Origin of the sequence: Mesorhizobium sp. M0088 (assembly GCF_040322895.1) — a bacterium.
Lineage (GTDB): Bacteria > Pseudomonadota > Alphaproteobacteria > Rhizobiales > Rhizobiaceae > Mesorhizobium.
In genome coordinates this window covers 82,864-97,243 of the sequence record NZ_JAMYUI010000023.1, presented here as the reverse complement: position 1 = coordinate 97,243, position 14,380 = coordinate 82,864, and the positions used below count along the sequence as shown (strand labels likewise).

At 62.6% G+C, this 14,380-nt stretch carries 14 protein-coding genes; 9 read left to right on the top strand and 5 right to left on the bottom strand.

Translation table 11 applies throughout. The annotated features are described in order from the left end of the window. The first annotated feature begins 28 nt into the window (after nt 1-28). The 7 genes from NKJ67_RS25525 (at nt 29) to fae (ending at nt 6,595) form a co-directional block, all read left to right on the top strand. Nucleotides 29-1,000, top strand: coding sequence for a beta-ribofuranosylaminobenzene 5'-phosphate synthase family protein (locus tag NKJ67_RS25525; RefSeq protein WP_292335070.1), 972 nt, complete (start codon nt 29-31; stop codon nt 998-1,000). Between the two features lie 29 nt (nt 1,001-1,029). Next, complete coding sequence (locus tag NKJ67_RS25520; RefSeq protein WP_128369862.1) at nt 1,030-1,923, top strand: NAD(P)-dependent methylenetetrahydromethanopterin dehydrogenase; 894 nt, start codon at nt 1,030-1,032, stop codon at nt 1,921-1,923. 13 nt (nt 1,924-1,936) lie between these two features. Beyond that, the gene (locus NKJ67_RS25515; protein WP_352583857.1) at nt 1,937-3,031 is read left to right on the top strand and encodes an ATP-grasp domain-containing protein; all 1,095 of its coding nucleotides are present in this window, start codon (nt 1,937-1,939) and stop codon (nt 3,029-3,031) included. After that, nucleotides 3,028-3,984, top strand: coding sequence for a methenyltetrahydromethanopterin cyclohydrolase (mch, locus tag NKJ67_RS25510; protein ID WP_352583855.1), 957 nt, complete (start codon nt 3,028-3,030; stop codon nt 3,982-3,984). The genes NKJ67_RS25515 and mch overlap by 4 nt, the downstream gene beginning before the upstream one ends. A gap of 135 nt (nt 3,985-4,119) precedes the next feature. Then, on the top strand, nt 4,120-5,067 hold the full coding sequence (locus NKJ67_RS25505; protein WP_352583853.1) for an ATP-grasp domain-containing protein: 948 nt from the start codon (nt 4,120-4,122) through the stop codon (nt 5,065-5,067). 11 nt (nt 5,068-5,078) lie between these two features. Continuing rightward, nucleotides 5,079-5,939 carry a triphosphoribosyl-dephospho-CoA synthase gene (locus NKJ67_RS25500; RefSeq protein ID WP_352583851.1) on the top strand — a complete coding sequence of 287 codons (861 nt, stop codon included), beginning with the start codon at nt 5,079-5,081 and terminating at the stop codon, nt 5,937-5,939. Between the two features lie 149 nt (nt 5,940-6,088). Beyond that, nucleotides 6,089-6,595, top strand: coding sequence for a formaldehyde-activating enzyme (gene fae / locus NKJ67_RS25495; RefSeq protein ID WP_013532036.1), 507 nt, complete (start codon nt 6,089-6,091; stop codon nt 6,593-6,595). Between the two features lie 137 nt (nt 6,596-6,732). Here fae and NKJ67_RS25490 read toward each other — a convergent pair whose 3' ends face one another. Beyond that, nucleotides 6,733-7,431 (bottom strand): HisA/HisF-related TIM barrel protein, encoded by a 699-nt coding sequence (locus tag NKJ67_RS25490; RefSeq protein WP_164762571.1) that lies wholly within the window; start codon nt 7,429-7,431, stop codon nt 6,733-6,735. Nucleotides 7,432-7,476: 45 nt separating this feature from the next. Between NKJ67_RS25490 and NKJ67_RS25485 the strand changes: the two genes are divergently transcribed. Next, nucleotides 7,477-8,514, top strand: a complete 1,038-nt coding sequence (locus tag NKJ67_RS25485) for a hydantoinase/oxoprolinase family protein (RefSeq protein WP_352583849.1) — start codon at nt 7,477-7,479, stop codon at nt 8,512-8,514. A gap of 19 nt (nt 8,515-8,533) precedes the next feature. Here NKJ67_RS25485 and NKJ67_RS25480 read toward each other — a convergent pair whose 3' ends face one another. From NKJ67_RS25480 to NKJ67_RS25465, 4 genes are read right to left on the bottom strand one after another with little or no spacing between them, the layout of a single operon-like run. Then, on the bottom strand, nt 8,534-9,124 hold the full coding sequence (locus tag NKJ67_RS25480) for a DUF447 domain-containing protein (RefSeq protein ID WP_127268113.1): 591 nt from the start codon (nt 9,122-9,124) through the stop codon (nt 8,534-8,536). Nucleotides 9,125-9,128: 4 nt separating this feature from the next. Beyond that, nucleotides 9,129-10,523 carry a DUF6513 domain-containing protein gene (locus tag NKJ67_RS25475; protein WP_352583847.1) on the bottom strand — a complete coding sequence of 465 codons (1,395 nt, stop codon included), beginning with the start codon at nt 10,521-10,523 and terminating at the stop codon, nt 9,129-9,131. Next, entirely contained in the window at nt 10,516-11,067 is a 552-nt protein-coding gene (locus NKJ67_RS25470; RefSeq protein ID WP_127412445.1) for a flavoprotein, read from the bottom strand. Before NKJ67_RS25470 ends, NKJ67_RS25475 begins: the two co-directional genes overlap by 8 nt. Nucleotides 11,068-11,070: 3 nt before the next feature. After that, complete coding sequence (locus tag NKJ67_RS25465) at nt 11,071-12,900, bottom strand: (5-formylfuran-3-yl)methyl phosphate synthase (RefSeq protein WP_256748118.1); 1,830 nt, start codon at nt 12,898-12,900, stop codon at nt 11,071-11,073. A gap of 250 nt (nt 12,901-13,150) precedes the next feature. Between NKJ67_RS25465 and NKJ67_RS25460 the strand changes: the two genes are divergently transcribed. Continuing rightward, nucleotides 13,151-14,380, top strand: a complete 1,230-nt coding sequence (locus NKJ67_RS25460) for a lanthanide ABC transporter ABC transporter substrate-binding protein PedA1 (protein WP_127268108.1) — start codon at nt 13,151-13,153, stop codon at nt 14,378-14,380.

Sequence of the window (14,380 nt, the reverse complement as noted above, 5' to 3'; positions counted from 1 at the left end):
CATCCATGATGCACCCATCGGGGGGCAGATGTCGAATTCTGTTACCATACGAGTGCCCGCTCGCCTGCACCTTGGCTTCCTTGATCTCAATGGCGATGCCGGACGGCGGTTCGGCAGCGTCGGGCTTCCATTGAGCGAACCCGAAACCGTCGTCACCCTGTCGCGGTCCGGCGAAACCATCGTCGAAGGCTCCGAGAGCACCCGCGCCAGCGAGCATCTGTCGACGCTCTGCAAGCATCTCGGCATTCGCGGCCAGCACCATCTGGTGGTCGAGCAGTCGATCCCCAGTCATGCGGGTCTGGGATCCGGCACGCAGATTGCCCTTGCCGTCGCCTCGGCGTTGCGCACTCTCCACAATTTGCCTCTGGACATCGCCGGCGATGCGAGCCTGCTCGAGCGGGGCGGCCGATCCGGCATCGGCATCGCAAGTTTCGAAGACGGCGGCGTCATAGTCGACGCCGGCAAGAACGACCGCGGCGGAACGCCTCCGGTCGTCGCGCGGCTGCCGTTTCCGGAAGAGTGGCGCGTCATCCTTATCCTCGACCATTCCGGGCATGGACTGCATGGCGCTGCCGAGGTCGCGGCGTTTCGTTCGCTGCCGCCATTCCCAACGGCAGGCAGTGGGGAGATCTGCCGGAGGGTGCTGATGGGCATTATGCCGGCTTTGGTCGAGCGGGACCTTCCGGCATTCGGCGCCGCCGTCACCGCGATACAGATGCTGATCGGCAGCCATTTCGCCCCGGCGCAGGGCGGCGTGTTCACCTCGAAGCGGGTCGAGACGGCGGCCCACCGTCTCAATGAAGCAGGCGCCGTCGGCATCGGCCAGAGTTCCTGGGGGCCGACAGGCTTTGCCTTCGCGCCATCGCATGATTCCGCACTCAAGTTCGTCGACGCGGTTCGGAAGACGACAATTGAGGACGGCCTTGAGATCAAGATCGTCAAGGGCAGGAACTCCGGCGCGAAGATCAGCTCAACCAGGCTGAATCTCGTCGGCAGCTGACGCTCCCGTTTCAGGCAGAAAGGCAAGAAATGGCCCGCAAACACATCCTGCACATGCTGACACCGTTGAAGCAGATGAGCCCATTCGACGTGAACATGGCCCTCGACGCCGGTTTCGACGCCGTCGTCCCCTATGTCGATGTAGGCCTCGCCGAAGTGACAGGCCTGGTCCAGGACGCGATCTTTTCACGCCCGCCGGATGCGGGTGTCGACACCGGCATCTTCATCGCCGGGAAGGATGCCTCGTTGGCGCTCGACATGTTCGACGCCGCGAAGAAGGCGATGGTGCCGCCTTTCCAGGTTTCGGTGTTTGCCGATCCGGCCGGCTCGTTCACCACGGCCGCGGCGATGGTGGCCAAGGTCGAAAAGGCGCTGGAGAAGAAATTCCAGCGTGCGCTCAGGGATACGAGGGTAGCTGTTTTCGGTGCCACCGGCGTCGTCGGCTTCTGCACCGCCGTCATCGCGGCAGGGGAAGGTGCCCGGGTCACACTTGTCGGCCATGACGGCATCGAGAGGGTCAAGCAGATCGCGGCCGAGATCGAAAGCAGATTCAACATCATCGTCGATGCCGCTGACGGATCGAGCGACGCACGCAAGACAAAGCTGGTCGAGGCAAACGAAATTATCCTGGCTTGCGCCAAAGCTGGCGTCCAGGTGGTCTCCAAAGCCCAGTTGAAAGGCAATGACCTGCTTATTGCGGCCGACGTCAATGCGGTTCCCCCGGCCGGTATCGAAGGATTGGCCGTCAATGCCAATGGTGATCCACTCGAAGCGGCAAAAGCTGTCGGCATTGGTCCGCTTGCCATTGGCAATGTCAAATATAAGGTCGAATTCGGTCTCTTCAAAAGAATGATCGAATCCGAAAAGACGATCACGCTCGATTTTCAGGAAGCGTTTTCCCTTGCACGCGAGATTGCCAAGTAACGCCGGATCTCTCTTGATCGCGGCAATTTCAGGCCGGGCGCTGGCCGCCGCCGCGCGCCGCGCCGGCTATCGTCCGCTGGTTGCCGATTTCTTTTGCGATACGGACACCGTCGCGCTCGCAGAACGTGCGACGATGCTGCCGGGCGACCTGCAGAGGGGCATCGACGGCGAGCGCATCGTCGACACGCTTCGGCGATTGGCTGGCGACGGCCAGCCGGTCGCCATTATCCTGGGCTCAGGGTTTGAGCGGATGCCCGAGGCCGTGGACGAGATCGCGCGACACTTTCCGCTCGCAGGCAATGGCGGCGCCGCAATCCGCAGGATCAAGGATCCGCAGTTGCTGGCCGATGATTGCGCCGAACTTGGCATCCCGCATCCGCAATTGCGATGGGACCAGCCGCCTGATCGGGAGAACTGGGTGGTCAAGACCGCGGGTGGCGCCGGCGGCGGGCACGTCAGACGAGCAGCCGGAGAAAGCCCGACCGCCGGCCGCTATTTCCAGCGCTTCGTTGCCGGACGCAGCATTTCGGCCCTGTTCGTCGGCAACGGGCAAACCGCGCACGTCGTGGGCTTCAGCCAACAATGGACGTCCCCCTCCCCGGCAGCGCCCTATCGCTACGGCGGCGCCGTGCGGTTGAGACGCTTCGCTCGCAGACAGGCGGCGGTGATCGGCGGTTGGCTCTCAAGTCTGACGCGGCGCGCCGGCCTGGTTGGATTGTGCAGCGCCGATCTTATCCGCGGGCCGGACGGCTACAAGTTCATCGAGATCAATCCGAGGCCAGGCGCCACCCTCGACATTTTCGACGATGTCGACGCGCCATTGATCGAAGCGCATCTGCGCGCCGCTACGGGTCAGGTCTTCCGCTTGCCGCGCTTCGTCGATTCGATGGCGTCGATGGTGACTTACGCCGCGACGCCAATCACTCACTTTCCGTCGATCGCCTGGCCTGAATGGACAGCGGACCAGCAGTCGGCTGGCACCCGTTTGATTGCCGGCGACCCTGTCTGCACGGTCTTCGCGCGCGGGCCGAGCGCCCAATCGACCAAGCGACTCATCAAGGGACAAGCCAGTCAATTGCAACTCCAATGGGAAGGAGACCGGACATGAAAGACGGTTCGGCATTCCTGAACGACAATGCACAGCGCATCGTTGACGGCATGATCGGCGACGCCGAACGCCTGCGCATCGTCGTTTCCAGGGGGCCATTGGGCGAGCGCCTGATCGATGCCGGCGCCAAGACCGTCGGCAGCGTCGAAGCCGGGCTGCGCATGGCTGAGGCCGCGATGGGCGGTCTCGGCAGCGTTTCGGTGTTCATGGATCGTGCGTCACAGCAATGGCCGTTCACCGTCGAAGCGCGATCTTCGCAGCCGGTGCTAGCCTGCCTGGGCAGCCAATATGCGGGCTGGAACCTGTCTGGCCAGGACTATTTCGCCATGGGATCTGGGCCGGCGCGGGCCCTCGCCCGGGTCGAACCGCTCTTCGAAACACTTTCCTATCGCGACATCGCATCGTCCGCGGTGCTTATCCTGGAGACGGCCGAACCGCCTCCCCGCGCGATCGTTGAGAAAGTGGGCAAGGCAACTGGACTGGCGGCGGAAAAGCTCACCTTCCTCTATGCGCCGACACAAAGTCTTGCCGGCGGCGTGCAGATCGTCGCGCGCGCGCTCGAGGTTGCCCTGCACAAGATCAACGATCTCAAATTCCCGCTGGAGAACGTAGTCGATGGCATCGGAACGGCTCCGATCCCCGCCCCCCATCCGGATTTCCTGACCGCCATGGGCCGAACCAACGATGCCATCATCTATGGCGGCAGCGTCCAGCTCTTCGTGAAAGGATCGGCGAAAGAAGCTGGCAAACTCGCGGAAAAACTTCCCAGCAGCGCCTCACGGGACTACGGCCAACCCTTCGCCGAGATCTTCGCGCGGTTCAAGGGCGATTTCTATGCCATCGACCCGCTGCTGTTCAGCCCGGCCGAAGTGATCGTGACAGCGATCGAAACCGGCGATACGTTTCGCGCCGGTCGGCGTGATCTGAAAATGCTCGAACGGAGTCTCGGCTAAGAGGATGGCGGTGCAAAGGGATTCGTCCGTCATTCGCCTGCCCGACGACTGCATTTCGTGCAGCCCCGTCGCGGACGCGGCCATTGGGGCGCGGAATCGCTCACGCCTCCTAGGTTCCCGCACCCGAGGCGCCACATGATCCCTCGCATCCTGATCGTCAGCGACAAAGTGGACACTGGTTCGAACGGCCTGGCGGCAGGACTTGGTCGGAGAGGCGCCGCCGTTGCAGCCGTGCCGCTGGCAGCGATCGCATTCGACACCAGCAGCCCGAGCGGACTTTCGATCCCCGGCTTCGGCGGCACGCTGCCCGACGCCGTGCTCGTTCGTTCCATCGCCGCCGGATCGTTCGAAGCGATTACCCGGCGCCTCGGCATGCTGCACGCGTTAAGCAGACTGTCGGTTCCCGTGTGGAATTCCGCGCAGGCGATCGAGCGCTGCGTCGACAAGTCGATGACGACATTCCTCTTGAAAAATGCCGGCCTGCCTACGCCACGCACCTTTGCCGTAGAAGGACTTGCCGTCGCCGAGGAGATCGCGGCGCAAGAGCTTCCGCGGGGACCGCTGGTGCTGAAACCCTTGTTCGGGGCGCAAGGCCGCGGGATAAAGCTGATCCGCACGCTGTCGGACCTGCCGGCCGCAGAAGAGGTGAACAGCGTCTATTACCTCCAGCAATATGTGTCGCGTGCCGGTCCGCCTTTCCGGGATTTTCGCGTCTTTGTCTGCGCCGGCGAGACCGTGGCGATGATGAGCCGCATCAGCGACGACTGGATCACGAACGTCAACCGGGGCGGCGTGCCGGAACAGGTTTCCGATCATGGCAAGGCGGAACTGGCCTCGCTGGCTGTCGCTGCGTCAGCCGCGGTCGGCGCGGATTTTGCCGGCGTGGACATCGTGCGGGCTGACGACGGCAATCTGTTCATACTCGAAGTGAACAGCATGCCCGCCTGGTCGGGATTGCAATCGGTGGTCGCCGTGAATATCGCCGAGGCAATCGCCGATGCCTTGCTGAAACTCCTGGCCGACCGTGCCGAAGCGGCCGCCGCGCCGCGGCCCTATCGTTTTACCGCGCCTGCGAATTCGTGAGGGCCAGTAGGATGGCGGTTTCGCGCGAACGCCTCCGGGCCAGTTACAAGGATGCCTGCAGGATGGAGATCGAAGCCCTCAAACCGGGCAACGTCCATCTGTTCGCCGACGGACACGGCATGTCCGCCGCCCAGTTCATGATGAGTGCGGAGGTTTCTTCCGGGCCGCTGACCGATCCTCGTCTGCCGGTCGGACAGCGCATGCTGGAGGCCGTGCGCGCGACCCGACTGGCGGTCGCAACCAATACCAATCTCGGAATCATCCTTCTGGCAGGGCCACTGATATGCGCCGCCGAAATGGGCGGTGACAGACTGCAGGACAATCTCGACTTGCTGCTTCGGGCTTTGAGCGTGCAGGATACCAAGGCGGTATTCGAGGCGATCGTCACGGCCGCGCCAGGCGGCCTGGGAGAAGCCGCCAACGATGTGCGGCAGGAGCCGAAGGTCCATTTGCTGGACGCGATGCGGGAGGCCGCCGACCGCGACATGATCGCCCGCCAGTACGGCAGCTGTTTCGGCGACGTGTTCGGGGTCGGGCTCGCCGCGCTGGATGGAGCGTTGGCACGTGGAGAAACCGGCATGTGGCCGACGGTATTCGTCTACATGGCGTTTCTCGCCGGCTTCCCCGACAGCCATGTGATGCGCAAGCACGGCGTTGACGTCGCAAATCAAGCGCGGCAGGAAGCCGTTGCCGTTCAGGCGGCGCTCCATGCCGAGGGCGACGAACCGTCGCGCATTCGCCTGCTCATGGAATTCGACCGTCGGTTAAAGACCGACAACATCAATCCCGGCACCTCGGCCGACCTCACCGTGGCTACTCTTTTAGTCCACACCCTCGCCCTCACCTTGCATAATCGCGGCGTTGGTGCTTGACTTCCAAAAGCGGAAGCTGTGCTTCCGCGGCTATCTAGCCAACCGGTCCGGGCAAATCCGGACGCTGCCAACAAGGATAGCTGTCCATCGAGCGCCTGCTCGGTTGCAGCGTCCGTGGACATCATAATTGTGTCTTGGAGGAAATTGGCATGGCAAAAATATCAAAGGTTATGGTCGGTGAATCGCTGGTGGGAGACGGCAACGAAGTCGCGCATGTCGACCTGCTCATCGGCCCGCGGGGGAGCGCGGTCGAAACGGCATTCTGCAACGCGCTTACCAACAACAAGGATGGCTTTACTTCGCTTTTGGCGGTGATCGCGCCTAATCTTCAATGCAAACCCAACACCGTGATGTTCAACAAGGTCACGATCAAGGGCGCCAAGCAGGCGGTCCAGATGTTCGGCCCGGCGCAGCACGCCGTGGCAAAGGCCGTGCAGGACAGCGTTGCGGACGGGACCATTCCGGCCAACGAAGCGGACGACGTGTTCATCTGCGTCGGGGTGTTTATCCATTGGGACGCGGCGGACGACGCCAAGATCCAGAAATACAATTACGAGGCGACAAAGGAAGCTATCCAGCGCGCCGTTGCAGGAACCCCGACCGCCGCCGAAGCAACGGCCCAGCGCGACAAGGTCAAGCATCCGTTCGCAGCCTAGACAAGAGACAGCCCCGCACAGGAAAAACCCTCTTCTGAGACGGATGGTCTGTTGCGCCGGCTGAAAAAAGTTCTGGGCTTTTGAAACGTCACCTCCCGAAGGGCGCACGTCCTTCGGGAGGTGACGAGCAACGATGATCAGGCGCCGAGTGACGCGAGGCGGCCGGGTGTGAGCGTAGCGTTGTGCAATGAGGTTGCTACCAGCGCCGCGGCGACACCCATTGCGGACAAGGCGCTGATGTCGGCCTCATCTCGGACGCCGCCGGCCGCGATGACGGCGCGATTTCCGGCCTTGGCCTTGACCTCCTGCAGCAGCCCGAAGTCAGGGCCGGCGGCCGCACCGACCTTGGCCAGCGTCATGACAATCACCTTTTGCGGCCAAAGCTCGGGCTCTTCGAGAAGAGAACGCGGTCCGCAAAAACTATCGCCGATGAAATCAAGGGACAGGATGAGATCGGGATGATCGCAAAAACGCCGCAGCAACATGTCGTCCCGCTGCGATTCAGAGCCCAGAACAGGAGACAGCGAGCGTTCGGCAAGCGCCGCCAAAAGTGTCTTTTCGTCGGCCACGCCGGCATCGACCCAAAGTTCCGGCGGCTCCGCCATCGTCCTCAGCCGGGCGAGTGCGTCGCTGTTTGGCGCTCCGCCTTCGATAGCGTCCAGATCTGCGATGTAGAAGGTCGAAAAAGGATAAAGCCCACGCAGTCCTTCAGCGACCGCGACGACATCGGGGCTTCGGCTGAGAGGCGTAACGATCGGCCTGTAGCGATCGCGTTTTCCCTGCTGGGCGCGAACCACCACGCCGTCTTTCAGGTCGAGAACCGGAATGATACGCAACGCTTTTCTCACCGACCGATTGCCCCCGTCATGAAAGCTTGAAGCGTGGAAAAAAGAAAGGGCATCATTGCCGGTTTCGACATTGGCGGCGCGCATCTGAAGGTGACCCGCGCACAAGACGGTCGCATCGTCGAGGCGGTAACGATCGCCACGCCGCTTTGGCAAGGCCTGCACAAGCTGGCTTCAGCCCTCGACGAAACGGCTCCGATCTACGCGGGTGCGGATCTCAACGCATTCACCATGACAGGCGAACTGTCGGACATCTTTCCGTCCCGCGATGTCGGCGTAGCGGCTCTGCTGGGTCAGATTTCCACCCATTTCCCCACAGACAAAAAGCTGGTCTATGCCGGACCATCCGGTTTCGTCGGGGTCGAGCAGGCAGCGCAGTTAGGCGCCGATGTGGCTTCTGCCAATTGGCACGCGACAGCCTTGTTGGTGGCAAAACTCGCCGGCGATGCCCTGTTCGTCGACATGGGCTCCACCACCACCGATATCATTGCCATCAAGAACGGCGCCGTGGCCAATGACGGCTACACCGATGCCGGACGGCTTCTAACCGGCGAATTGGTCTATACCGGCTTTACCAGGACATTCCTGTTCGGCGTAGCCTCGTCGGCTCCCGTCCATGGCAGGCTAACGCCGCTGATGAACGAGTATTTCGCCTCGATCGCCGACGCGCACCGCATCCTGGGCGTGCTCGACGAGGACGACGACAGGCACCCTCCCGCCGACGGCAAGGAAAAGACCGTGGACGGCTCGATCGCGCGGCTGGCGCGCATGGTGGGGCGCGACGCCACTGACCTGACCCCGCCGGAATGGGGTGAAGTCGCGCGCTGGTTCAGCGAGCAGCAACTGCGCAAAGTGCACGATGCAGCGTCTCTGGTTGCCGGGACCTTGCCGCGGGATGTCCCGATCGTCGGGGCCGGAATCGGTCGCTGGCAGATCAGGCGACTGGCCGAACGCATGGAACGCAGCTACGTCGATTTCGCCGACATCATCCCCGCCGATGACACCGTTCGCGGGCAAGCGAGCAGCGCGGCCCCCGCGTCCGCGGTAGCGCTTTTGGCGGGATATCCGTTGTAAGCAGGGTGCGGCGCTCGGCCTAACCCCGCGCGTCCTCGCTACCGGAACCTTTGGCGGTCAAGTGATCGCTGACACGCTGCATCAGCCAGCCCCAGGCCTCCTTTTCGCCCTCGCCTGCGGTCTTTTCGATGGCAATCGAAAGGTAGGCGATTTCCGCCTCGATCTTATCGCGCGGCAGCATGCCGAGCCGGCTGACCAGGATGGCCAGCTCAAGCACTGCCGCCTTGGCTCGGTTGAGGCCGGTGAACGGCGCGAGCGCTTCCTCCCGCACCACGCGGCAGAAATGGCGGGGGCGCACGCCATTGTCATCGACCGCCTGGACTTCGAGACCCGAATACGCCAGCGCCGCCTCGAGCCTCGGCACCGGAAACCCGTCAACCGGAACGGTTGGCCAATGCTTGCGGCCTGTCAGGCAGCCGGCAAAGACACGCACGTCGTCGGTATAATTGGCGATGGCGAACGGCACTTCGGCGAGATTGTCGAGCGTGACCGACGGCCGGAAGGGCGCAATCACCCAGCCGTCATTCTCGGCGATAATGCCGATCGGCGCGATGTGGACGTTGCCTGCCTTGTTGACCGTCGTGATGATCGATTCGCGAATGTAGGGCATGGTCCTAGCGCTCTTTCCTTGCGCGGAGCGTCTGGCCCGGCTCGGCAAGACGGGTACGGTCGGTTTCAGGAGCCGGCGCGGCAACGCCCCATGCGAGCGGTTCGTCCTGCACATAACGCTTGCCGAGGCGCCACGCGATCTCCGCTTTCATCAGTTCCGCGCCGAGATAAAAAGCGTGTGCGCCATCGGCGTTGACGTCCAGCCCGGCAAAAAGTTCGAACGCATCCGTGGCAACCGCATGCCCTTTGCTATTGAAAACATGGATGCCGTCCTCCGCTACCGCGATCCGGAAGTTGGCATCGCGCACCTGGGCCGCCAATGCCTCGATATCGTCGGTTGAGGCTGTGAAAGGCTTGCGATCGTGGACCTGCAACAGGCCTGGGTGATAGCCGCGCGGCAACGCGCCGTCCGTGCAAGCAGCCAACATGACGCGGCGGGCGATATCGTGCTCCTCGATCGTCCGCACCGTGTGTGGGCTGACATGGACCGCCAGCACGTTTCGGATCCGGAGTTCCGAGCAGAGTCCCGCTAGAACGGCCGTAACACCGGAACTGTCCGCGTCGGTCAATTCGGTGAGATTGCCGGTACCCATCAGCAATTCGACGTCCGGCCAGCGGCGCCGCGCCTCGATGAAGCGCCCGAGTGAAACGGCGAAGCCGAAATGGATCGGGTCGAGCACGGGATCGGCAATGAAGGCAACGCCGGCCTTTTGCGCGGCTTCGATGGCCCGGCCGAGCGAATCCAGATCGCCGGGCGTGGACGGTATCAACACTGCCGTAGCCCTATGGTCGAAGATCAACGGCAGCGTGTTCTCATCGAGGCTGAGAAGATAGTCCGCGCCGGCGCGTGCCCCGATCGTCAGTTCGTCCACGCTGGCCGAATCGACGCTGACCATAAATCCCCGTGCCTTGAGCGCTCGCACAGCCTCCGGCAGCAATGGAAACGGCGTCTCCGGCAGGCAGCCCAGATCGATGACATCGGCGCCGGCCGCGGCCAACATCGAGGCCCTCGCCATCAGCGCCTCGACCGACAGCATCGGCGCATCGACGATCTCGGCGAAGATGCGCATATCGTGACGCGTCAGATCCGGCGGTTTGCCCGCCCGGCCAAGGAAGGCCGGCAGGTCAGCGATCTCGTCGGGGCCGCGCACAAAGGGCACGCCGAAATGCTCCGACAGGTGCTCGATGTTGCCCCGATAGCGTCCGGGCAGGACGACGCGGTCGACGTCTCCTGTCAGAGTGAGCCGACGCTTCACAATGTCCTCGCTCATCAGCGCGGCGACCTTGACGCCGACGTCGACGATTTCCCACGCGAATTCGGTACTGCCCAGCCCGGCCAGCAGCCGTTCCAGCCGCGCCTTGGCCAGATGGCCGGTAAGAAAAACCAGCCGCTCAGCCATCGCTTGCGAGTTCGGCCTGGCGCCGTGTGAGCGAGGCTTCGAGATCAGCGAGCGACTCGACCACCTGGGTCCGCTCGAAACTCTTCAACTGCTTGGTATTTTCCAGGTCGATCCTGCGCGGATAGACCTTGACCAGCCCGTGCGGTGCCTGGGTTTCGAGTTCCGGCGCGGTGTCGCAAGCAAAGACGATAGCTGGCACACGGCACTTTCCCGCTTGGGCAAAGACATTGGTGGCGAGCGTGTCGGAAATGCCATGCACGCATTTGGCGACCGTGTTGGACGTGGCCGGCGCCACCACGACCGTGTGATAGACACCGTGGTAGAATTCGCCGACAGGGATCGCACTCGCGGTCTTGTCGTGCAGCACGCGCGTCGTCTCCGGGAAATCAAGTTTAAGCTTGTACATGCGCAACACTTCGTTGGCAGCCTTCGACACGAAGACATCGCAATGTTCGAGTTGGCGAACAAGTGCGAAGCTCTCCGTAAAAAAATGCCCGGAACCCGTCAAAACCCATGCCCAGCGCGGCACATGCAGCTTCACCATCGGCTATCCCGCCTTCTTTGCCGACGACCCTGTTGAAGCCACGATCCTGGTACCGGGCAGCTTGCCCAACGCGAGCATCGCGCCGGCCCCGGCAGCATCCTTCGGACCGGCGAGATGGAAATCGACGCCGTCGGGCAGCATGGCGGCAAAGCCGGGGTCGACAATGCCTCGGGTCCTCAGGCTGTCAGCGGTATCGCCATCGAAGAATGCACCGGTCTGCTTGATAAGCAACAGCGCGTTTGCGCCAAGCTTGCCGGCAAGCCAGGCGGCCAGAGAATCGGAGGTAATGTCCCACGAGGCCGGAACATCCAGCGCCGGCAGTGCCAGTGACGACGGCAGCCACACCGGAACCTTGCCCGCCTCCAACGCTCGCCCGATCTCGTCCAGCGACCGTGCCGGCGTCAGTCTTTCGTCCCGGTCGAGGATGACATGGCCGAACTGCTCCATGGCCAGGATCGCCATGGCATGCGCGGCGGCGTCGGAAAAATCCATGCGTGTCTGCGTCTCGCGCACATGGTCGGCAAAGAGGCCGCCGCCGGGCACGATGACGATCGGCAGCCTGGAACCCGCCAGCGCTGCGATCCAGCTCTTCATCTCCGCCGCATGGGCCGTGCTGCCGCCAAGCTTGACGATGGCCCGTCGGAGCATTTCGGGGCGTTCCTGGCGCGGCCGGAAAACAACGCTCCGGTCTTTTCGGCCGGCAGTGCCGGAGGCAGCGCCGCGTCCCGCCGATTGGCGCTTGCGTTCGATCTCGACGCCGACGCCGCCAGGGCCGAGCTCGAGCTTCTCCACCCTTACCGTGACACGCACGACACGCTGGTTCTCCAGGACGTGCGCTGCCACCTGCTCGGCCAAAGCCTCGCTGAGCTGGATATGTCCCCGCGCGACGATGGTGCGAATGCCGTCCATGATGATGTCATAAGAGAACACATGGCGCATGTCCTCGGGATGGTCGGTGATTTGCAGCACGTCGGCGGCCACATCAAAGCGCACTTTTTGAGTATGGCCATGCTCGAAGCTGTAGGCACCGATCTGGACCGGCAGAACAAAATCCCGCACAAAAATCCTGTCCGTGCCCAATGTCGGGTCGGTGTCCGGCGAATAGCCTCTCGCCGCCAACAGGCGATAGTCGATACTCGATTGACCGCCGGTCCCGGATTCCGCCGGGATCAACTCTCGAATCTGCGAGACCGCCTCGGCGCTGATCGAACTCGTGCGACCGGAATGGCCACACAGCGCCCCCCGAAAGCCGAGAAAATCGGGAGCGAAAGGCAATAGGCGCGGAATATCCGGAGCTTCCAGCGATCCACTCAGGCCGACCATCAGACCGAGCGATTTCGTTCGGTCGACGAATCCCGGAATACGCTCCGGCGGCAGATGATCGAGCAGCCGGCCCTTCCCCTTTTGCGCGGTATCGACCATCACGCCATGGAAGCGATGCCTGGCGAATATCGGCAGAAGCTCGAAGTCCGGCGCCAGATCGGCAAACAGCACGGCAATCAGCTTCGTTCGTGCGGCGAGCGGTTCGAGCGCCTGTGCGCAGGCAGAGATATTCGCCGAAGGAAAAAATCCGATCTTCACATAGTCGACGCCGGTCGCCGCGATCTCTTCGGCCTTGATGCGGATCGTTTCGGGTTCCATCGGCAGGTCGCCGCAGACCGCGCTGACCGGAGCCCGACCAGCGATGAACGAAATCGTTCGGCGCATGGTTTCCGTGGACACCGCGCCCAGAGCTCCCGCCTTCGGGTCCTTCAGGTCGACGATGTCGACACCTCCAGAAAGAGCGATCTCCGCCTCTTCGATGCCGGTGACGCTTGCCAGCATTCTGGTCATTTGAACAGTTTCTCCAGTTTGGAGGACAAGACGTTTTTATAGAGGCAGTCGATCCCCCTGCGCCACGTCTCGCCGGTGTTGCCATGCGAATCGACGCTGGCGACCTTCCGCACCGTTCTGGCAGGCGCGAAAAGTCTTCCGATAGGGTTTGATAAATTTTGCGGGTCGGCTAAGTTGATCATGGGCACCTTGACTTGGCGCGGGTCCGGCAACCGTCGAACCTTTGCGCAAGAATGGGTAATTACTATCGATGACGAGCGCGGTGCCAGGCACTCTCGCTGCCTTTTTGTGCTTTTTTTCCCTGACCGTCAACGTTTCCGACGCGACAGGCCAGGAAACGGTGGCGAAGCCGGAAAAAAAGACAACCGAAATCAAGATAGGCTATTTGCGGGCCTACGCACCGCAATTGACGCTTTCCATGCTCGACCTGCCGCCACGTGACGAAGGTGTCGCCGGCGCCGAGGTTGCGATCGGCGACAACAATACGACCGGAAAGTTCACCAACCAGAAATTCAGCCTCGACGTGACCGAGATCAAGCCCGACGGCGACGCGGTTCAGGCATTCGAAGGCATGATCGCCAAGGGCGACCGCTATGTGGTCGCCGATCTTTCAGCCAAACAATTGCTGTCGATCGCCGACATCGCCCGCGACAAAGGCGTGCTGATCTTCAACGTCGGCGCCACCGACGACAGCCTTCGCGAGGAGGACTGCCGCGTCAACGTTTTCCATGTCGCGCCGACGCGCAGCATGCTGGCCGATGCGCTGGCGCAGTATCTCATGGTGAAGAAGTGGCCGAATTGGGTGCTGCTCTATGGGTCGCATGAGCAGGATCGTCTCTACGCCGATGCGTTGCGCCGCGCGGCAACCCGCTTCGGCGGCCAGATCGTCGCCGAGAAGGAATTCAAGGATACCGGCACAGCCAGGCGCACCGACACCGGCGCCACGCAGATACAGCAGCAGATTTCCGTGTTTACGCAAGACCTCCCGGAGCATGACGTGGTGCTTGTCGCCGACGAAAGCGAGGTTTTCGGGACCTACGTGCCCTATCGCACCTGGACGCCGCGGCTGGTCGCCGGCACGGCCGGTCTGGTTGCATCGTCATGGCATCCCGCCAGCGAACAATGGGGCGGCATCCAGATGCAGAGCCGCTTCTTGAAGACGGCGAGCCGGCGGATGCTTTCAAAGGACATGTCGGCCTGGACGGCGGTGCGTGCCGTCGGCGAGGCCACCACGCGCACCAAGGGCGACGATGCGAAAAAGATCAGTGACTACATGCGCTCGGACGACTTTTCGGTTGCTGCTTTCAAGGGGCAGAAGCTGACCTTCCGCAAATGGAACCTCCAGCTTCGCCAGCCGATCTTGCTTGGCGATACCAAGTCCGTCGTCTCGACATCGCCACAAGAGGGCTATCTTCACCAAGTCTCCGAACTCGACACGCTCGGTGTCGATCAGCCGGAAACGAAATGCGCTCTCAAGTAG